The organism is Streptomyces aureus (assembly GCF_000725495.1).
Taxonomy (GTDB): domain Bacteria; phylum Actinomycetota; class Actinomycetes; order Streptomycetales; family Streptomycetaceae; genus Streptomyces; species Streptomyces aureus_B.
The window spans coordinates 26,604-47,462 of record NZ_JNZD01000039.1; the positions used below are offsets into that span (position 1 = coordinate 26,604).

At 67.5% G+C, this 20,859-nt stretch carries 9 protein-coding genes and 1 pseudogene; 6 read left to right on the top strand and 4 right to left on the bottom strand.

The annotated features are described in order from the left end of the window. Positions 1-181 precede the first annotated feature (181 nt). Together IO36_RS33560 and IO36_RS33565 are read left to right on the top strand one after the other, a co-directional pair. Entirely contained in the window at positions 182-1,552 is a 1,371-nt protein-coding gene (locus IO36_RS33560) for a DUF1996 domain-containing protein (protein ID WP_037625573.1), read from the top strand. After that, positions 1,528-2,082, top strand: a complete 555-nt coding sequence (locus IO36_RS33565) for a DUF305 domain-containing protein (protein WP_051901148.1) — start codon at positions 1,528-1,530, stop codon at positions 2,080-2,082. Before IO36_RS33560 ends, IO36_RS33565 begins: the two co-directional genes overlap by 25 nt. A 168-nt stretch (positions 2,083-2,250) precedes the next feature. Here the strand turns inward: IO36_RS33565 and IO36_RS33570 are convergent, their stop codons facing one another. Next, positions 2,251-2,466: a hypothetical protein gene (locus tag IO36_RS33570; protein ID WP_037625575.1), complete on the bottom strand. Its 216-nt coding sequence runs from the start codon at positions 2,464-2,466 to the stop codon at positions 2,251-2,253. A 1,570-nt stretch (positions 2,467-4,036) separates the two neighbouring features. Here IO36_RS33570 and IO36_RS33580 point away from each other — a divergent pair. After that, positions 4,037-4,405: a hypothetical protein gene (locus IO36_RS33580; RefSeq protein WP_051901149.1), complete on the top strand. Its 369-nt coding sequence runs from the start codon at positions 4,037-4,039 to the stop codon at positions 4,403-4,405. A gap of 211 nt (positions 4,406-4,616) precedes the next feature. Continuing rightward, positions 4,617-4,682 (top strand): annotated as a pseudogene (locus tag IO36_RS49455) (helix-turn-helix domain-containing protein); the annotation flags it as partial. A 104-nt stretch (positions 4,683-4,786) separates the two neighbouring features. On the opposite strand, the gene IO36_RS33585 reads toward IO36_RS49455, so the two are convergent. The 3 genes from IO36_RS33585 to IO36_RS33595 form a co-directional block, all read right to left on the bottom strand. After that, a complete protein-coding gene (locus IO36_RS33585) occupies positions 4,787-5,320 on the bottom strand; it encodes a hypothetical protein (protein WP_158997662.1) in 534 nt (177 codons plus the stop codon). 601 nt (positions 5,321-5,921) lie between these two features. Then, positions 5,922-6,467 (bottom strand): hypothetical protein, encoded by a 546-nt coding sequence (locus IO36_RS33590; protein WP_037625581.1) that lies wholly within the window; start codon positions 6,465-6,467, stop codon positions 5,922-5,924. A 45-nt stretch (positions 6,468-6,512) separates the two neighbouring features. After that, positions 6,513-15,224, bottom strand: coding sequence for a ricin-type beta-trefoil lectin domain protein (locus IO36_RS33595; protein ID WP_158997664.1), 8,712 nt, complete (start codon positions 15,222-15,224; stop codon positions 6,513-6,515). 309 nt (positions 15,225-15,533) lie between these two features. Here IO36_RS33595 and IO36_RS33600 point away from each other — a divergent pair, with 309 nt between their 5' ends. Further along, entirely contained in the window at positions 15,534-19,475 is a 3,942-nt protein-coding gene (locus IO36_RS33600) for a LamG domain-containing protein (RefSeq protein WP_037625585.1), read from the top strand. A gap of 124 nt (positions 19,476-19,599) precedes the next feature. Continuing rightward, positions 19,600-20,859, top strand: a 1,260-nt coding sequence (locus IO36_RS33605) for a hypothetical protein (protein WP_037625587.1), incomplete at its 3' end; no start/stop codon positions are given.

A 20,859-nucleotide genomic window follows, 5' to 3' on the forward strand; every position in this document is an offset into this window, starting at 1 on the left:
CCGGGCCGGGCCTGGCGCCTCGGTTCCGGGCTGGACCGAGCACCTCGGTCTTGGCCAGGCCCGGACACCCCGGGACACCTCCCCTTCGGCCCGGCTTGGACACCTCGGTTTCGGCCCGGACCCCAGCCGTACCACGCCCCTCCGGCTCCCCCTCCCCCTCCCCCTCCGATGAGGAAGTGACATGCGCAGACACTCCTTACACCTCTATCCCGTGTTGATCGGTGCCCTGGCGATCGCCCTGGCCGCCGCCCTCGGCATCACCCTCGGTGCCCCCGCGGCGCGGGCCGCCACGGTCACCGTCCAGGCCGAGTCCTACGCGGCGCAGTCCGGCGTCATCCTGGAGACGACCGCCGACATGGGCGGCGGGCAGAACGCCGCCTACCTCGCCGACGGCGACTGGATGCGCTTCGACCAGGTCGACCTCGGGCCCGCCGGCCACCTGGCGGTGTCGGCGCGCATCGCCGCCGCCACGGGCAGCGGGTCCGTCGAACTGCGCACCGGTTCCCTGACCGGCCCCCTGCTCGCCGTGATCCAGACAGACCCCACCGGGGGCTGGCAGACCTGGGCGACGCGCAGCGCCGACGTCACCACCCACCCGACCGGCGCCCAGACCGTGTTCGCGGTGCTGCGCAGCACCATGCCCGGCGACTTCGTCAACATCAACTGGTTCTCGTTCGTCAGCGGCGGCGACGGGCCCGCGCCGGGCTGGGTCGACGTCGACCAGGCCAAGTGGCAGGCCCAGCTGACCCAGTTCCGGGCGATGACCCCGGCACCGGTGCCCGCCGACGCCGTGCGCGTCCCCGAGTTCAACGCCACCTGCACGTACAGCCACTCCAAGCCGGACGACCCGATCGTCGCTCCGGGCCTGCCCGGTGCGTCCCACATGCACAGCTTCTTCGGCAACAAGAGCACCGACGCGTTCACCACCACCCAGAGCCTGCTGGCCAACACGGGGACGAGCTGCACACCCGCCAAGGACCTCTCGGCGTACTGGATCCCCACGCTCTACGAGCGCGGCAAGGCGGTCGAACCCGACGGGATGATCGTCTACTACGGGTCGCGGCTGCCCGACCCCACGGCGACCGTTCCCTTCCCGCAGGGCTTCCGCATGATTGCGGGCAACGCCAAGTTGCAGGTGGCCACTCCGGCCGGCTCGCCCAACCAGTTCTGGTGCGCCGGCCCCGGCGGCGAGACCGGCCGCAGCGCCGACGGCAACTGGCCGCAGTGCGCCCCCACCGCCAACCTGGTGTACCAGCTGGTCTTCCCGGACTGCTGGGACGGCAAGCACCTTGACAGCCCGGACCACAAGTCGCACGTCGCCTTCACCTACGACGGCAAGTGCAGCGGCGCCTACCCGGTGGCCATCCCCTCGGTGTCGTTCGTCATCAGCTACCCGACCAGCGGGAGCGCCGACGGGTTCAGCCTGGCGTCGGGCATGGCCTCGTCCATCCATGGTGACTTCTTCAACGCCTGGGACACCGTGGCCCTCGGGCAGCGTGTGAAGGACTGCATCGTGCAGAGCGCCAAGTGCAACTCGGCCGGAACGTTCTGACCCGGCGGACGGCGGCCGCCCTGCTCCTGGGCCTGGCGGTCGCCGGCTGCACCCCGCAGCCGGCGACCGACAGGCCGGCGCCCGCCGCCTTCAACGACACCGACACGGCATGGCTCCAGTTGATGATCCCCATGGACGAACGGGCCTCGCTGCTGGTCGACTTGGCGCCCACCCGCGCCGGTCGCCCGGCCCTGGCCGGCTGGGCCGCGGGGGCGGAAAGGAGACTGAAGGACGAACTCGTGGACCTGCGCGCGCTGTTGGAGGCCTCGGGTGTGCCCGACACCCGCCCCCACGAGGGGCACAACATGCCGGGCATGGTCACGCTCGACACGGTGCGCAGGGCGCGGACGGTGACGGGCGACAACTTCGACCGCCTCTTCACCGAGAGTCTGCGGGCCCATCTGGCCCAGGTCCGCACGCTGTGCGCGAGTGAACGCAGGTCAGGGAGCGCCGAGCGGGCGAAGGACCTCGCCGCCGCCATCGAAAGGAGAGCGGCCCGGCAGATCACCCGGCTCGACGCCCTTCGGTGACGGCCGCCGGTGCCGGCCGTCACCATCAGGGAGGGAGCGGTCCCTGCCGGTGCCGGCCGTCACCGCCAGGGAGGGAGCAGTCCCGTCATACCGTGCTGCACCAGGGCGGCGTTCATCGCCGGCGCGAGCCGCTCGTCCTCGTCGAACTCTGCGTACCACCGCACCAGGTCATCCGTCGTGCGACTCCGCCATCACCTGGTCCAAGTGGGCCCGGAACCCGTTCACCGCAGCCGTGCCCAGGTCCGAGAGCTGAGCCGGGTCCAGTCCGAGTTCCGCCGTCCGACACCCCTCGACCACGCCGCGCATCACCGCGAAGGCGAGGTCGATCCACTGCTTCTCGGTCAGGTAGTCCGGCTGGCTGACGGGTTCCGGCCTCTGCGGCATGGCCGCTCCTTCGTCTCTGCGTACTGCTGGGGTCTGCCCACTTGCCGACTGCGTCGGCCGACGGTCTTCGACACTGATCGGCCTCGTTCCTCGGACGGCACGGCGTCCAGGTCCTTCGCGAGGACCTGGCGGACACAGCCGAAGCTGATCCCCGCGCCTCATTGGCGATCTCACGGTACGTCATGCCGCTATCACGCATCTCAAGGAAGATCGCCTTCCGCCAGATGGCCACCTCCATTCTCTACCAGTGCCCTGGCACTCCGGGGGTGGTCGGAGTTCGTCCGTCCGCCCACCTCCCCCACACACACTCGATCCGCGACCTCGATCCACTTTCGCAACAGACCCAGTAGGAGAGCGGGAGGAGCGAGGGCGGCTTCGTCGGACCTGCACCGCGCCCTACCGACTCACGCAGACCAGGGCCAAACAGCTACGGCGTGCCCCTAGCACAGACGGCCCCCGCCGGCCTCGCCGCGGCCGGCATGACGAGTTCACGGACGACAGGTTCCTGAACGCGGTCGCCCGGCCTCACGACGTCCTTGAGCGCGACAGCACTATCACCGCAGCGGGTAAGCTCCCCGCCGCGCACGACGTACAGTCCGTGGCAAGCGAACAGTACGACCGCTTCGGCCATGGAGAGTCGGCCGCCGACGAACCGTCGGCCGACCTCAGCCATTCGAAAGGCGGTTCGGATCACGACCGTGCCCCGGCTCCACTCGCAGACGTAAGAGCCCACACCGCCCAGGGAACGCGTATCACACGAGTGACCGCGGACGTCGAAGAGCATGAGGAGCCAGAAGCGAGAACCGACAGTGGTCTCACTGTAGTCGACCGGTACAACCTCGCATGGAGGGTCTACAAGACGTGCACGGCGACCAACCCTCCGGCAAGGAGCTCTCCGCACACCTCGCAAGCAAGGGCACAACAGGCCGCGGGGCAGCCCAGTCAGCACCTCCACACTGCGCCGATACTTCCTGCACTTCCACATCTACGAGATCTGGGCGGGTTGCCGGCTCGAGAGGACGGTTCCCGCACCGCACACCGTGGCTCGGATCTGCGCCCAGCGCGGCATCACCGCCCAATACAACCGCGCCATCACCACCGACGACCTCCTCAGCCACACACGCGACTACGAACGCCGCTGGCACGCCATCAGAAAACACCAGCCGACACCCAGCCCTGAGAGCTGGAGGAAACATGGCTGATCCGACCAGGCACCACACCAGCGCTCGCGGGACTCTATGCAATATCGATCAGGTCCTGCGCTGGAACCATCCTCGCGAGGGTGGGGAGCAACCGCTGACGTCTGCCTTGTAAGCCTGGTGGCCAAGGTCATCGAGAGTGCGCGGGCATAGCGGCTTTGAAGAGTGGTCAGCTGCGCCAGTCATCGTGACCGCGGCGAACCGTCGTTGACCGTGGCTGACCGCCCGATGTGGCACGCGCGGGCGCGTGTTGGCACCCCTGGTCCTCTGGCCTGTGAGGGTGACACCTGATCTCTGGTGCAGCGCCGAAGACCTTGCGGCGTCGTCTGGACAGTGAGAAAGGAGGCGCTTTGGTACGGCATCTCACGCCTATGTTCGCGCTGGGAGCATTGCGGCGCGGCAAGGAGATCGAGCAGTTCCTCGGCACGGTGGAGCGGGGCGGCCAGCGTGGCGTTCGTTGGATCGCGCTCAGCCCTGGCCGTGCTCGCGTCGGGGTCTATCTGCAGGAGGTAGAAGACATCCCCTCCGAGACGTTCCGTGACATCACCGACCATCTGCCGCTCGACCCGGAGGACGAGACATGGGGCAAGAAGATCACCACCGTGGCGACTCCGGAGGAAGCCATCAGCCTGGCCGAGCGGGAGTTCAGAGCGGTCGCTGACCGCTGGGTCAATCTCGGATTTGTCGGCGACGAGTACCACGACTACGTGACCTCCGGCCGTCCGGATCACACGGGCTGACACTCGCCTTGTAAGTTCGCTCCGAACCCCCTCCGGCCGCTGCTGTCGCCTGACGTGACGGCTGTACGGCGTCGCTGTCGTACGCCCTCGTCCGGCGTCGTTGATGTCAGCCGTGGATGTCAGAAACCTTCTGATCCGTAGCTCTAGAGATCTTTAATGGTTGGGGTTAGGGGGTCGTGAGGGTTGTCGTGGGCCGCGCTATGCCGGAGAGATGAGGTATCCCCATGGCGGTGGGCTGACGGCCAAGGAGCGGGATCGGCGTGAGCAGGTCCGGCTCAAACAGTTGGAGTGCCGACCCGGCCTCATCGATGGGCTCATCACCAAAACCGGCCTCAACCTCCAACCGCCGCATCCTCAGGCGTTAAAGATCTCTAGAGGGCGCTAGGGGGCAGCAAGCGCGGGGCACGGTTGCCGAGGTCGCAGTTCCGCCAGGAAGGCGGCATCGACTTGGCCCTCCCTGGCCCAGAGGCCGGCGAGGGACTCGGCGCAGGCCTGGGCTAGGTCGCTGTTGAAGTCGCCGTCCCGGATGGCCAGGATCAAGGCCGCCTCGACGAACGGACCAGAGAGGAACTCCAGAGCCGACGCCGCGTCCTCCTGCTCGTCCTCGCGCGCCGTGGGGTCTTCGAGGAGGTGCACGAGCAGAACCGCGCGCTCCTCGTCCGGGAGATCCGGATCGCTCCACACCGGGCCCGGCGACGAGACCGCTGCCGAGTCCTCTTCCGCACTGCGGTGCCGCTCTTTCCTGAGCAGCCTTGCCAGCCAGTTCCTCATCTGGAACAGATCCTCGATTCCGTCCACGATTGCCCTCGCCGATCCCGCTGCCGACCACAGCTCGACCTGCCCGCCGAAGGAGCTGGCCCTGGCGCCGTAGCCCGGGCTCGCAAGCCGGCCCGCCAGGCTCGCCCCGTCGTGCACGGCCGTCTGCGTGCGCTGCGCCGCTCGGCGGCGTCGCCACATCGTAGATGTCGTATGCGACAGCTGTGGCGAGCAGCGGCCTGCCACCGATGGCGGTCGACCTAGCCAAATCGATGGCTCCGTGGATGAACAACGGGAGAAAACGACTTCTCAACGACGAGGTCGCGGGCCAAGCGCAGTAGGCCGCAATTGCGATGGCCGATTTACGGCGGCTACAGCGGTCATCACCCCAGGGAAAGAGCGGCAACTCCAACCACTAGGAGAAAGAGGCCTCCAGCTATGGCAATACCCGCAAGTACGGCAAGGAACGTAGGCCGATGGAGCAGCATAGAAGGCTCAGCAGCATCTGAGCTCAACGCTCGACGCCGAATCGCCACTGCCCGGCGGCCAGCGAGTAGACTCATAAGACCGATGATTACATACGGCATTTTTCAGCCCTTCGGGATGTCAGAGAATTCTGCGGCAACAAGGAAACCTCGCCCGTCTCGAGATCAAGTTCTACTTTTGCGCTTTCACTGAACTTGACCGTGACGCTGCCCTCGAGAGTGATGTTCTTGACCCCACCGAAGCCCGTCTTTGTCAGGGGGTGGTTGTTCGCGGTTCAGCGAAGTGCCTGCGCCGCACGGCGGTACACAAGCGCATGCTTTCCGGCCTCATCCCGTAGGGCCCGCGCGCCATCGCTGCCAAACACGCCGACAGCCGCGTTCTGACAGTCAGCTTCGAACTCGGCAAGCGATGCCCGACCCCCCGCAACGATGGCAGTCGGCCAATAACCCGCGGCCTCTCGGGCCTTGTGGTTGATCCGCTGCAACGACCCGTCGGAGTGATCCTCGCTGATCATTTCAAGGACCATCCGGATCACCCGGATGCCAGCACCGAAGAAGGCCGCGGCATTCGCCGTTCCTGGATACTCGGCACTCAGCGAAGCACAGTCACCGATGGCGGCATGAACGACGTCGTGGTTCAGCTCTCGTTGCCGCGTAATCGCAATGATCCCGGCCTGGATTCCGGCATCCGCACCATAGTAGGCATCCTCCAGGCCCGCCGCTTCGGCCAGAATGTACAGCGCGCCACCGACTCGAATCGCCGTAGCACAAGCCAACGCCTTCGACTCATGACTTTCAGCCGTCTCCTGAGAATCAGGCATCTCGATCTCCGCTCCGTACCGCCCCGTAGCCCTCGAGCACGAGGACTACCATTCCGCTGACCTGTCGGATGTCAAAGTGGCGCCTCTCCGGGTCAAGAAGGACTCACACGCCGGGCAGATCGGTCTGCTGACCACCAAAAACATTGGTCGCATCTGCAAGACGCCTGCCACCTCGTTGAACAGTTTCACCTCGACGTGCCACAGGTCCTCTTTGTCCACCAGCTTCTGTGGCTGAGGCACACGGAATCCGAATTCTCCCTCACCAGCTGGATCCAACTCGTTGTACTGAGCGCCGGTGAGATCCGAACGGGCTCCTGCCGCGTAGAAGTCCATGCCGCCCTTCCCGGTCGGTAGGCCGGCATGAAGTCCCCCCATCGTTCGGTACTTCGCACCACCACCGGCCGCGGCCGTAATGTCGTCGACACCGTCCTGGAGGTGGCCGACTCCGCCATGCGGGCAGAAACCGTCCTCGGTGTTATGCACCAAGATCGAGATGCCGCCCGCGAGCACATAATACGTGTGCAGTTCACGGACCGTAAGGTTCCAACGATTCGCAGTACCAGGCGTAACCCGGATCTTCACGACGGAAGCGTGACCGTCGTCGACTGTGTTGAGGACATCACCGTGGTGGAATTCCCCAGCCGGTTTCCAGGTGTGGGTGGTGTCGTCCCAGAAGGGGTGGTTGGCGGTGGTGTGGAGGGTTGCGGTGTGGCCGTCCTTGTCCCGGACGGTGACGTCGAGCAGGTCCTTGTCGTGGTTGATCCAGATGTGCTGGACGGTGCGGGTGCCTTGGTGCTTGCCCGTCTTGGGGTCGGCGGATTCGACCTTGTCGCCGGTCTTGATCTTACCGATTGCCTTGGTTTTGCCGCCTGCCAGGAGGACGGGTGTCCCGGGTGAGAAGCTGCATCCCGAGCGGTTGCCGCTGCGGGAGTTTTCGGCTGTGGTTCCAGAATTGCCCGTGCTGGGTTCGTCCGGTGCAGCCGCTGCCCTGCTCGAGGAGGCAGCCTCGTCCTGGGAGTTGGCCTTCTTGGGCGCCGCCGCGTTGGTGCCCGCAGAGTCGCTGGCGGCTTCCTTGCTCGCGCCCGAGGCGGCGGCGGCGTCGCCCGAGCCGCTGCCCGCGTCGTGGGGTGCGGCATCGGCCGAACCCTTCGGGGCCTCGCCGGCCTCACCAGCGCTGCCTCCTGCGGGTGGCGAGTCGCCTGCTTCTTCGGCTATTGGTTCGCCTCCGCCGCAGCCCATGGCCATGCAGTCGGCACCACCGACCAGACCACCGACTGCAGCGACCGCTTCACCGCCCGCTATGAGACAAGCGGGGGCTGCGAGCACGGTTCCGGCGCAGGTGACAACGGCCACCACCACGACCACGGCCACGGCCACGACTGCGACCACGGTCGCGACCTTCTCAGCGACCGGGAGTGCCTTGTGGAAGTAGTGCCCGGCGCATCCCCAGAAGCCCGAGCAGCCGCTGCTGTGCTTCTTCGTTCCGCTGGAAGTGGAGGTGGACGAGTACACCTTGTCGTTGGCGGCGGCGCACTTGGCGCTGCAGCCGCCTCCACTGGAGTCCATCATCTCCATCAGGCCGCTCGGGTCGGAGGAGCTGGCCGGGTTGTCGCCGGAGTAGGTGTAGCCGCCCATCTGGTTGGGGTCGCCGGGCTCGAAGACCGGGTCGGGGGTGAGGAAGCGGCCCAGGACGGGGTCGTAGTCGCGGGCGCCCAGCAGGTTCAGGCCGCTGACGGGGTCGGCGGGTTGTCCGAGGAAGCCGTGGTTCTCGTCCGCAGCCACCCAGGAACTCGGTTTGTTGCCGCGAGGGTTGCCGAAGGGATCGAAGGAGCGGCGGGTGACGGCCAGGGTCGACGCGTCGACAGCGGTGACGGCGGTGCCTTGGCCGTTGGCGACCTGGTAGGAGACCGTCCCCGTGCTGGAGCGGGTGACGGTGGTGCCGTCGGGGCCGGCGATGTTGCGCAGGCCGGTCCAGGTCTTGGCCGAGACGTTCAGGGTGATCTGCTCGGCGCCGCCAAAGAGATAGAGGATGCGGGTCTTGTCCGTGCCGTCGACGGCGGCGGTCTGCTCGAGCAGGCCGCCCTGGGCGTCGTAGAGGTACTTGCTGGTGTTGGTGTGGGTGCCGGAGGTCGTGGCGACGGTGGCGGTACGGCCTTCGGCGTCATAGGTGAAGGTCTGGCTCTGGCCGGCCGGGACGGCGCCGGTCGCGGCGTTGGTCCAGGTCTGACCGGTGCCGCCGCAGGCGGCGAGGGTGAGCTGGGTGCCGGTGGTGGCAGAGGCGGCCGGGTCGGTCAGACACATCGCCGTGTTGGCGTTGCTGACCAGGGTGCCGGTGGTGGTGACCTTCCACTTCTGGGTGGCGTCGGTCTTGCAGGTGTCGATCACCACGAGGGTGCCGCTGGTGGTGGCGTTGCCGGTGGTGTCCAGGCACATGCCGAGGACCTTCACCGTGCCGTCGGTACCGACCGTCCACTTCTCGCTGGTGGCGCCGTTGCAGGTGTTGACCTGCACCTTGGTGCCGGCCGTGGTGGAACCGCCGGCGTCGTCGACGCACCGCTTGACACCGCCGGTGATGCTGAAGGAACTGGTCAGCGGACCGGTGGAGGTTACTTTCCGGCTGATCGTGTCGCCGGCGTTCACGTTGCCGTGGGCGGGGTCGGTGTAGGTCGGGGCGATGGTCGCCGTACCGGCCGGGTTGGTGAGGGTGGCCGTGCCTGCCTGGTCGGGCAGGGGCGCGGGCGCCGTGCCGTCCGCGCCAGGGTAGGTGACGGCCTGGGTGGTGTCGTTGAGGGCGTTGCCGGTGGTGTCGTGGTTGACCGTGCCGGTGCGGTCACCGAGTTGGTCGTAGGTGTAGCTCTGCCAGTAGGGGGCCGGGCCTCCCACTGTGGTGGCGGTGATGGGGGACGTGGTGGTCGTCTGCACCCGTGCGGTGGTGCAGGCGCCGACCGCGCCGGGAGTGGCCGCGTTCGGGTTGGTGATGCCCGCGGTGTCGGTCCAGGCGGTGGTCAGGCGCTGGAAGGAGTCGTAGGTGAAGCATTGAGTGTCGTGTGTGGTGTTGTCCTGCAGGTCGTCGATCGCCGTGAGTTCGCCGGCCTGGTTGTAGCGCAGGTTGGTGACGTCCAGGGCGTTGGCCGACGTCTGGAGCATGCTGCTGGTTTGGGTGACGCGTCCGGTGGTGGCGTCGTACTGGGCGAAGGTCGCCAGTTCCTTGCCGGTGCGGCCGTAGTTGGCCTGCAGGACGCGTCCGAAGGCGTCGTGGACGGCGGTGTCGAGGTAGGCGGGGGTGTTGGCGGAGTTGATGAAGCCGCCGATGCCGTCAAGGTTGCCCTGCTGGGTGTAGCCGTAGTCGATGTCCTCGGCCGGCAGGTTGCCGTCGGCCTGGAAGTGCGTGGTGGACAGCAGGCCGACCGTGTCGGTGTAGTGGTTGGTGGCGGTGTAGGTCACGCTGCCGGAGGCGGGTGCGCTGGACTGCCCGGCGGCGGCGAAGCCGTCGGAGGACGGGACGGTAAGCGTGGTGCCGAGCGGCTGGTAGGCCGTGTTGTATGCGGTGACGGCCTGGGTGTACGCGGTCCCTGAGGCGCCGCCGACGTAGCGGGTGGCGGAGGTCGCGTAGCCCTTCTCCAGCGTGTCGTAGACGTGGGAGACCAGCAGCTTGGACGGGTCGGGGTTGGCCGACCAGGCGGCGGCGTACTCGGCCGTGGGCCGGTTGTCCCAGTCGTAGGTGAAGGATGTGGCCTGGCCGCGGGAGTCGGTCGTCTGGAGCAGGTTGCCGGCGACGTCGTACTTGTCGAACGTGGTTGTGCCGGTGTTCGGGTCGTTCTGGGTGAGCTTCTGGCCGAGCAGGTTGTAGGTGTACGACCAGGCGTTGCCCGCGTTGTCCTTGATCGACTCGATCTGGCCCGCAGGGAAATAGGTGTACTTGGTGGTGGAGTCGGCGGCCGCGACGGCACCTGCGGTGCCTTGCTTCCACAGCACGGTGGTGCCGTTGGAGGCGACGACGACCACGGTGGAGTCGTTGCGGACTCGGAAGGTGGCGCCCGTGGTGGCGGTCAGGCCGGTGGTCCACAGCTGGGCTGCGGCGGTGCTGTAGATGACGAGGTTGCCGTCGGTGCCGAACTTCGCCCAGGCGCCGGCGTGTCCGGAGGTGCCCGACGACCAGATGGTCGCCCCGCTCGCCAGGGCGGAGAGGACGAGGTTGCCGTCCGGCTGCATCGTCAGACGCACGCTGTCGGAGGTTAGCGACGTACCGGATGGAATAACCGAGCCGCCCGACAGGGTGACGGTGGAGCCGGTGTTCTTGACCACGGTGCTGGTGGTCTGGCCGACGGCGTTGGTGAAGGAGGCGGTCGAGCGGCCTCCGGCAGCAGCCGTGGTGTCGACCTCGTCGGCGCCCGGGTAGCTGGTGGAGGTGTGCCACTGCTCGACGGCCTGGTGCCAGAGGGTCGCCTTCAGGGGCCGGCCCTCACCGTCGTAGGTGGTGGTGGTCTCCGAGGGGATCTGGTTCTCGTTCGCGGCGTACAGCGTGGTCGAGGGGAAGGTGGTCGGCTCCGAATACGGCGCGTAGGCAGAGACCTGCCAGCCGTGGGAGTCGTAGAAGGTGTCGGAGATGACCCGGCCCGAGTTGGAGTCGCCCATGGCGGTGGCCTGGATCTGACGGGGCTGGAGCATGCCGTCGTAGATCGAGACGGAGGTCGCGTACGTGCCGTCGTCCCGCAGCGTCTTCGAGGTGACGGAGGTGGGCGCGCCGGGCTGGGTGATCGTGTCGCCGGGTGCGGGGACGGCTCCGGGGTTGATGGAGTAGGCGAAGGTGCGGTCGGCGCTCTGGCCGGATGCCTTGTCCCGGCCGGGCAGCCACACCGCGGTACGCCGTCCGAGCGCGTCGTAGGTCATGTCGGTCTTGCGGCCGTTGGCGTCGACGCTCTCCAGGGTCGAACCGCGCAGGGCGTCGAGGGTGGAGGTGACCTTCCATCCCTTGCTGTTGGTGGAGGTCTCGCTGGTGGCGTTGGTGTTGCCGCCGGCGTTGCTCCATGCGGGACTGAAGTCGGTGTGTGTCTTCTGCCCGGTGGCGTCGTAGGAGTCGGTGACTCGGCCTGCGCCGTCGTAGCCCATGGCCGAGGTGGTCAGCCAGTTCTCCGTCGTGCCGGTGTAGCTGGTGGCCGTCTGTGTCGCGGTCGACGCGCCGGTGGCGGAGACCTTCCCGTAGGTGCCGAGACCACTGGGGGTGCCGTCACCGAGGTAGTAGATCTTCTTGTCTGTCAGCAGGTTGCTCGCGCTTGCTGCGGTGGTGCAGTCACTTGCGACCGAGGTGACGCGGTCGGGGTAGGACAGCATCATCGTGTTCGACGACGGTGGGTCGGCGTACGTCGTGGTGGCGCACTTTTCCTGCTTGGGGTCGACGCCGTCGCCGTGGGCGTTGACGGTGGACAGCCGTCCTTGGCTGTCGTAGGTGGTGTCGGTCTTGGTGTGCCGCCAGGTGTTGTTGGCGAGACGTTCGTACTGGAGGGAGCTGCTGGCTTTGATGCGGTGTGCGGTGAGGTCGGGCAGGGTGGAGGGGTCTGGTTTGGTCCCGCCGGGATTGTCGTCCTGGGTCCAGGCCGTCCAGGAGGTCTGGGCCGCGGAGGCGGTGGTGGTGAAGGCGAACGGGCCGTTGATGCCGACTGCGTCGACTGTGCCGCCGGCCTGGGTGTAGTTGGTGTCCTGGAAATCGGTGCCGGCCAGTTGGTCGGCGTCGGTGACACTCAGCACCGTGTTGCCGTCGACCTTGGCGTCGACGCTGACGGAGCGACGGGTGCCGTCGGCCTTGTAGTCGCCGTCCATGCCCTGCAGATATGTGGTGGTCTGTTGGGTGACGGGTTCGGGGGCCTGCCCGGTCTGTACGGTGACGGTGCGGAATCCGCGGAACTGGTCCCAGGTGCGGTACTGGTCGTCGGTCTGTGCGGAGTCGTCACGGTGCCAGGCCGGACCTGAGTAGCTGTAGTGCGAGATCTGCGTCTCGGAGCCGGCCGGGTTGTTCTGGGCGTCCGGCTTGTACTGGCCGGCGATGGTCAGGTCAGAGGTGGCGACGCTGTCGACCGTGACCTTGTTGAACCAGTCCGCGATCGGCTTCGAAGCACCGGGCACGGTCCAGTAGACGGGGTAGCAGGATTCGGTGTTGCTGTCGGCTTGGGAAATCGAGAGTGTTTTGCCCGCGCAGGGGGCCGTGTTGTACTCGACGGCGATCGACTCGCCGGTCTCCGTCTGGATGCTGGAGATACGCGGCCGGTACAGGGGTGGGGCGGACGGGGAGTCGTCGTTGACCCGGTTGTCGATCTCGGTGCCGGTGAACGACACCTGGTTCAGAGCGATGTCGCTGTTGCCGTTGTCGTAGGTGCCCTTGCCGGTATGGCGGAGGGACTGCAGCCACATCACGGCCTGCAGCATCCCGGCGTCCTTCGGGTCCACCGTGGTGCCGGTGACCGGGTCGACGGTGCCGCCCGCGTCCGAGTAGACCTGACCCAGCTTGTAGGTGTCGACCGCGGTGAGCTGGTCGGTGGCCTTCACGTGGACCTTGGTGGTGATGGAGTCCAGGCGCGTCGTGGTCCAGAAGCTCGGGCCGGAAGTAACGCACACGTCGGCCGGGACGGTGGTGGCGCCGTCGGGAAGCTTGGTCTTGTCCGTGGAGTCACAGTGCAGGTCCCACGGCACGTCCGGCCAGTGGGTGGCGGTGCTGTCCTTGAGGTTGTCGCTCGAGCAGTCGGTGAACGTGCTGGTCGTCTGGCACCGTTGCGCCAGCCCGAAATCGACCTCGGCGCCAGGAGTGCGGCCGGCCTGCTCGTCATCCAGCGTGTAGCCGTACGAGATCAGCGTCAGCGCACCGCCGCGGGTGTAGGAAGTGAGCGTGCCGGTGTCGTCCGGGTCGTCGGTAGCGGCCGCCTGACCGCCGCCGAGGTCGTAGTAGTTGGACTCACTGGTGTAGTCGTAGCGCTGCACGAAACCGTCGGGCGCGACAACAAAGTCGAGGTTCCAGCGCCAGCCTTCGGGCTTGTCGCACTGAGACAACTTTCCCTTGGCGTCATCGTGGCAAGGGTCCGTTGAGCGCGGGTGCAGGACGGGAACGCCCCAGGCCGAATGCGTGGAAGCGTCGGCGGGATCGGCGGGCATGGCAGTGCTGGTGCCGGGGTCCTTCGGTGAGTGGTCGGCCCCGAAGTAAGCGGCGGTGCCGTCCGAGGTCAGCACCCGGTAGTAGACGCCGTCGTGCAGCCCGTTGGCCGCGCCGGACAGCTCCTGCACGAGCGTGCCGTCGTCGCCCTGGATCCTCCACTGCTTGATCTCGCCGGGCACGCCGGAGTCGACACCGTCGGGCACCAGCACGCCGGAGTGCGACCCGAAGGAGAGCATGGCGTTGTCCCCGCCCCAGCACTCGTCCCCCGACCCCTTGACGAGCTTCTTGCCGTCGGAGTCGAGCAGCGAGCTGCAACTGCGGTAGCGCCGCTCCACGTAACCGACCTGGTAACTCCAGCCGTCGCCGACCCAGGAGGCCTGGGAGTTGCGGGCGGTGGTCTCCCCGTCGACGGACTGGGAGTCATAACCCAGGCCCACCGAGGGCGCGTTGCCGCCGACTGCGGCGGGCACAGAGATCGGGTAGGAGTAGGTGAAGGAGCCGGTGGCCGATGCCTGCCAGGTACCGGCGGCCGACAACTCCGTTGCCCCGTAGTCGCCTTGGGAGCCGGAGGCGCCGGAGGTCACGGCGAGCGCCGTGGTGCCGGCGGCAGCGGCCGCGGTCAGTGGTGCGGTGCGCTCCGACATCACCTCCGGCCCGTTCGCGCTCTCGGACGGTTTGGGGGATGCGGTGCTCTGGTCGGGCTTCGGAGATTCCGCGCCGGTGGTCGGCTTCGCGGTTTCGGTGGCGGTGGCGTCCGGGGCCTGCGAGAGACCGGCGCTCGCGGTCGGCGTCAAACTGGCGGTGTCGTCGGTCGACTTGGGATCGGCCGTGCCGTCGGCGCCGGACGCGGAGGCCAAGGTGACGGTCGCCGTCAGTTGCTCGGCGGAGGCCCGGTTGGTGAACTTCAGCGGGGTGACCTTCTGGCACTCCGCCTTCTCGGGAGTGGTCAGCGCGCAGCCCGGCAGTTGCACCAGCCGCAGTCGGGAGCCGTAACCGCCTCCGTACGCCCGGGCGATGTCCGAGTAGTCGATGACCACCTTGACCCGGTCGCGCGTGGATACCGTGCCGGAAGGGGTGCTTGACGGACTGCCGGACGGGGTGATGCCGAGAAGCATGCCGTTGGCGCCGGCGCGCAGCGTCTGGGTGTGGGACGCGGCCTGGACCCTCGCGGAATCGACACTCTGCTTGGGGTCGGCGGGTGCCACCCAGACGGGCAGGGAACCTGCCTTGACAGGCTTCGCGGCGCCCTGTGCGCGGAGGTCGACGACGGCGGTGCCGGCTTTGGGCCAATGCTTCGCCTGTGGACGGTAAGTGGCCAGTCGTTTGTAGCCCTTGGGGTGGCTCTGCGCCTTCGGCTGCAGGAGGTGTGCCCCTACCGCTTTGGTGGCGGCGAGTTTCTTGGGGCGCCACACGGTGCCGTCGAAGGTGAAGCCGCCGTGGTGGCCGAAGCCGTCGTCGCCGGAGTGGCCTGCCATGAAACCGGGCATGCCGAAGCCCGTGGTGATGGCTACGGGCACCAGGAGCGCGAGCAGGGCGATCGGAACGGTCCACAGCCCGAGTCCGCCGAGGAATATCCGGTGCCATGTCCCCGCAAACCAGCGCCGTCTGCCACTCACGCGTAAACCCCCCAGGACACAACCCTCTTGACGGGCTGTCACACAGTGCGATCACAGGTGAGCGATCGAACGGAGGTTAGGTAGCTTCATGATCACGGCTCAAGACGCTTTGCCGATTCAAGGGAGAAGCAATGCATGCCCATGACAGATTCTGTGTAGTTTCTGTGCCGGAATTGATCACTTCTCAGATCACTGTGGCACTCGGGCTCTCCCACCCCGCTGCCCCTCGAACCGAAGGAAGCCTGCCAGGTGTTGAGACCCCCGATACGCAACCGCCGTAGGCGCGCCGTTGCGGCCGGCAGACTGGCCATGTTCACCGCGCTCATGAGCCTGGTGGCGATGTTCCCTCAACTGCCCGCCGTCGCCGACGACTCCATGCCCGCTCCGGCCGACCCGCTGCTGGCAGCCCGGACCGAGGCCCTCTCAACGGGCAGGACCGTCCCGGTGGACGCGCTGACCACGGAGGTCTCCACCACCGACGCGCTGCCGGACGGCACCTTCACCAGCACCACCAGCGCGCTGCCCACCCGCGTCCTCAAGAACGGCGAGTGGACTCCCGTAGACTCCACCCTTGCCGCAGACGGCCACGGCAACTACGCGCCCCAGGCCACACCGAACAAGGTCACCCTCTCCGGCGGCGGCGACGGCCCTCTGGTCACGCTGACCCATGCAGATGGCCCCAGCATGGCGCTGACTCTGCCGTTCACCCTGCCGGCACCGAGCGTCAGCGACGACACGGCGCTGTACTCTTCGGTGCTGCCCGGAGTTGACTTGTCGGTATCCGTCACCAGCCAGGGTGGCTTCAGCGACGTCCTGATCGTCCACAACGCGGACGCGGCGGCCAACCCGCGTCTGAAAAAGCTCACGCTGGCCGCCGACACTCGCGGCCTCACACTCGCTGCCACCGACGCCGACAGTATGAAGGCCACCACCGCCGATGGCGACGTGGCCTACACCAGCCCGCAACCGCTGATGTGGGACTCCGCTACCACCCCGCCCCGACTCGGCGGCCCGGTGGCCGACCTCACGTCCTCCGTGGACGGTCCCGGCCCGGAGGCAACCACCAAACCGGTCGCCATGACCGCCACGAGCGACGCCGTGACGCTGACCCCCGACGCCGGCATGCTCACCGGCCCGGACACCACCTACCCGGTGTACATCGACCCCTACACCAACCCCGTCTCCTCGCACACCGGCCACTACACCGAGGTCTACTCCAGCTCGGCCTGCAACAACTCCCCGCAGTACGACAAGGCGCAGACCAACGGACAGGGCGCGGGCTACCAGCGGTGGGGCGGCGCCTGCGGGACAGGGCTGGAGCGGTCCTACTGGGCGATCACCACCGACAGACTCCACGCCTCGTACGTGATCTCCGACGCCTACGTGAAGATCTCCACCACCTTCGCAGCGAGCTACAACTGCAGCCAGAACCAGCCGCTCACCCTCCACACCACCAACGCCATCAGCTCCAGCACCGACTGGCTGTCACGCCCCGGCGTCCACGACACAGCCTTCCCTCCGGTGACCGACACCGTGCCCAGCGGCGCCAACTCCGGAAGCTCCTGCAGCAACAGCACCGCCACCTTCCACGTTAAGAGCCAGGCCCAGAAGATCGCCGATGAGGACGGCAACGGCTACGACGCGGACGGCACCTTCGGTGACGGTGCCAACACCTGGACCATCGGCCTGTACGGCAACGAGTCGGAGTCCTCGAGCAACGACGACTACCTTCGCCTGTCCACCACGCTCACCCTCACCACCACGTTTGACGTCCCGCCCGGCATCCCCACCGACCTGCACATCACCCCGGGCGCCACCGACGCCTCGGCCCCGTGCACCACCAGCGGCGTCGGCTGGATCGGCGCCACCACCTACTCCGACGCCGGCAGCAACATCACCCTCCATTCCACCGTCACCAGCCAGATCTCCGGCGAGAAGGTCAAAGCGCACTACTACGTGTGGGACCGCACCATCGACCCCGACGGCGACGGCAACGGCGCCGCCGTCTCGACCCCGGACAGCGCATCGCTGGCCTCCGGCACCGACGCGGCACTGAAAATCGGCGCCACCCTCAAAGACGGACACCAATACGGCTGGGACGTCTACGCCGAAACTGACTCCGACCAAGCCCTGACCTCGGGCAAGTCCGACCACTGCTGGTTCAACACCGACTTCACCGCACCACCAGCCCCGGACATCTCCGGCAACCCCGCCTTCCCACCGGTCGGCACCCCGCGCGAGAGCGACCCCGTCTACGCCGGCCCCGGCAAGACCACCAACTTCACCGTCGCCGGCACTGACGCCCCCTCCAGCGACGACACCTGCACCCCCGGCGCCTGCAAGTCCAGCGGCATACAGTCCTTCCTGTGGCAGCTCGACTCACCGCCCACCGAGGCGGACAGCCGGCCCGCCGCGATCTCCGGCACCGACAGCCAGGGCCGCTCCACCGCCACCATCCAGGTCCCGATCCAGGATTGGGGCGTGCACACCCTGTACGTCGCCGGAGTAGACAAGGCGGGCAACATATCCGCCAGCCCCGCCGGCTACACCTTCACGGTCCCTTGGGACCCCGCCACCCCCATCAAGCCGGGCGACATCACCGGCGACGGCGTGCCCGACCTGCTCGCCACCACAAAAACCGGCGACCTCGACCTGATCCCCGGCAACCAGGACCCGGGCCAGAACACCGCACCCGTCCACAGCGACCCGGTCGCAGGCAAAGCGCCGGACGTCACCGGCCCCGTCACGGTCTCGACCAAGGAGGACTCCCCCGACGGCACCAGCTGGAACAACTACCTCATCGCCCACCGCGGCAACTTGCACGGCGCGAGCGGCGACGACCTGTGGGCGTACAACAAGAACAGCCACAACCTCTACATCGTCAAGAACGACCTGGACCCGGTCAACGACGCCTCCATCCCACAAACCCAATGGTCCACCCTCGGCGGCTTCGTCGACAAGCGCTTCGACCGCGTCGTCAAGGACGCCTGCGCGGCGTCCGACGTCGTCGCCGACGACACACGCTGCCGCGCCACCGACTACAACAGCACGAGCTGGAACGTCAGCCAGCTCATCGCCCCGGGCAACGTCTTCGGCAACACCGACGACTACCCCGCAGTCATCACCGTCGAGAACAAGGAACTCTGGATCTACCAGTCTGACGGCGGCTACCACCTCAAGAACCCGCTCCTGCTCGGTGACGGCGACTGGACCGGCCAGAGCCTGATCGCCGCGGGCACCTTCAAGGACAAGCCCGTCCTGTGGTCCCGCGACAACACAACCGGCCAGCTGTACAGCTATCCGATCACCGTCGACCCGGCCACATTGGTCCCCGACCTGCTCCACCCGGGCACGCACACCAGCCTCGGCCTCACCCTGTCGCCGACCGCCTACCCGGTCGTCGCCTCCCCCGGCGACGTCAACAGCCCGGTCCGAAGCACCTCCACCCACCCCGGTGGCCCGGACGGCATGCCGGACCTGTATGCCGTCGACACCTACGGCCAGCTCCTCGAGTACAACTACCGCCAGAGTCCGGTTCTCACCTCACCGCCGACCTATGACTTCGCCCCAGCCGTCGCACTGGGATCGGTCACCGACATCGCCACCCATTGGTGGAAGCTGGCTGAAGGCAGCGGCGCCACAACCGCAGACGGCACCGGAACACTCACAGCCGGCCTGTCCGGCGGCTACTCCTGGACCAACGACACCACCCGAGGAAACGCCCTCACGCTGAACGGCACCACCGGCTACGGCAGCGCGACCGGCCCGGCCGTGGACACCTCCAAGAGCTTCACCGTCTCAGCCTGGGTCAAGCTCAACTCACTGGCAGCCAACAGCACGTTCATCTCGCAGAACGGCACCACCAACAACGGCTTCCAGCTGTACTTCTCCTCCGGCGCCCAGTCCTGGGCGTTCGGTCGGCACAGCACGGACACCAGTAGTGCCGTCTGGCGAGCCACGTACGGCACCAAGGCGGTCGCCGGCCGGTGGACGCATCTCGTCGGCATCTACGACGCCACCGCCAAGGAAATCCGCCTCTACGTCGACGGCAAACTCGCAGCCACCACCGACTGGACCTACTCCCCGTGGAACGCCACCGGCCCATTGCAGCTGGGCCGCAAGCTCGCCTCTGGGACCTACGGCGAATACACCAACGGCGCGATCAGCAACGTCCGCATCTATCCCTATGCTCTTCCACCAGCCGACGCAGCGTCCGCCGATGACCTGCCCAAGGTCGCCCAGCTCGACTGACACCTGACCGTCATTCCGTACCGTCGCCCGCACCCGGACACCCTCGGGTGCGGGCGGCACCCGACACGAATCCGGAATCCGGCTCCCCCACGCAACGCAACCCACCTCTGCCCTGGGAACCTTCATGAGACGCAGTACCTTCCTGGCCGCGGCCACGGCGACCGCCCTGTCCGCATCCCTGTTCACAGGAACCGCCCCGGCCCACGCGGACGGCACCACCGGCGGTCCCGTGCTGTCCGACGCCGACGGCTGGTACGAACCGGGCCTGCTCTACGTCACGGCACACTCCGACAGCCCGCTCACCCGCATCACAGCCCACTTCTCCCCACTGGACGCACCGGACGGAACCGCGGATGCCGGATCGACCACGGACTTCACCCAGTACTCCGGGGAGGACGCCCGATCCGGAGTCTGGCGAGCGCCTGTGCACCTGTCCGAACTCGGCGACTACCGGGTGACCGTCGATCTGCAGGACGCCTCCGGCGCAACCGTCACCGGGGCTCTCTCCCCGCACACCCTGCACTACCAGACGGTCATCAGGCTCACCGGCGTCACCGCCACCCCTAACGTGCCGGACTACCTCCACCAGAACGTCTCCGTCAGTGGAATCGCCGTCGCCCGCGACCCCCGCGACCGCGACGTCCCGGTTCCCGCCGGCGGCGTAACCGTCGATGTCGACGCCGGACACATCCACACGACCGCGACCACCTCCGAAGACGGCCGCTTCACCGCCACCTTCGTCCCCACCATGACGTTCTTCCAACTGTGGGCCTCACCCGAGGCCTCCAGCCGCTACCCCGGGGCGATCCGCCCGCCGGTGTCCCCCCAGAGCATGCACACAGCTCAGGCACCGATCCGCTTCACCGCCAGCACCCACGCCCTGAACTTGCAACAGGGCGCGGCGGGGACCGTCACCGGCCACGCGGAGATCCAGACCACCTCGGGCTGGCAACCGCTGCCCCACACCGCGATCACGCTGCAGGACCGGGCGCACGTGGCCGACACGACGACCACCGACAGCCAGGGCAACTACACCCTGCATGTCTCCTCGGACGGCGCCGCCCCGAACGGCGAACTCATCGCAGGCACGGGCGACATGCCCTTCCAGCAGTACGCCACCCAACCCTTCAGCCTCCACGTCGCCTACACCACGCACACCGGGCTGAGCGCATCACTCGACGACGACGGAGCCCTGCGAACTCACGGCTACGTCTCCTACGAAGACACCCGCGCCCACTGGCCCGCCCACCCCACCGTCACCCTGCAGTACTCCAAGGACGGCAAGAGCGGCTGGAAGGACGCCGCCACCGTTCCCGTCCCGATCCACCACAACAAACCCCTGTTCGACGAGACGTTCACCCGCACCCTCACCAAACCGGACACC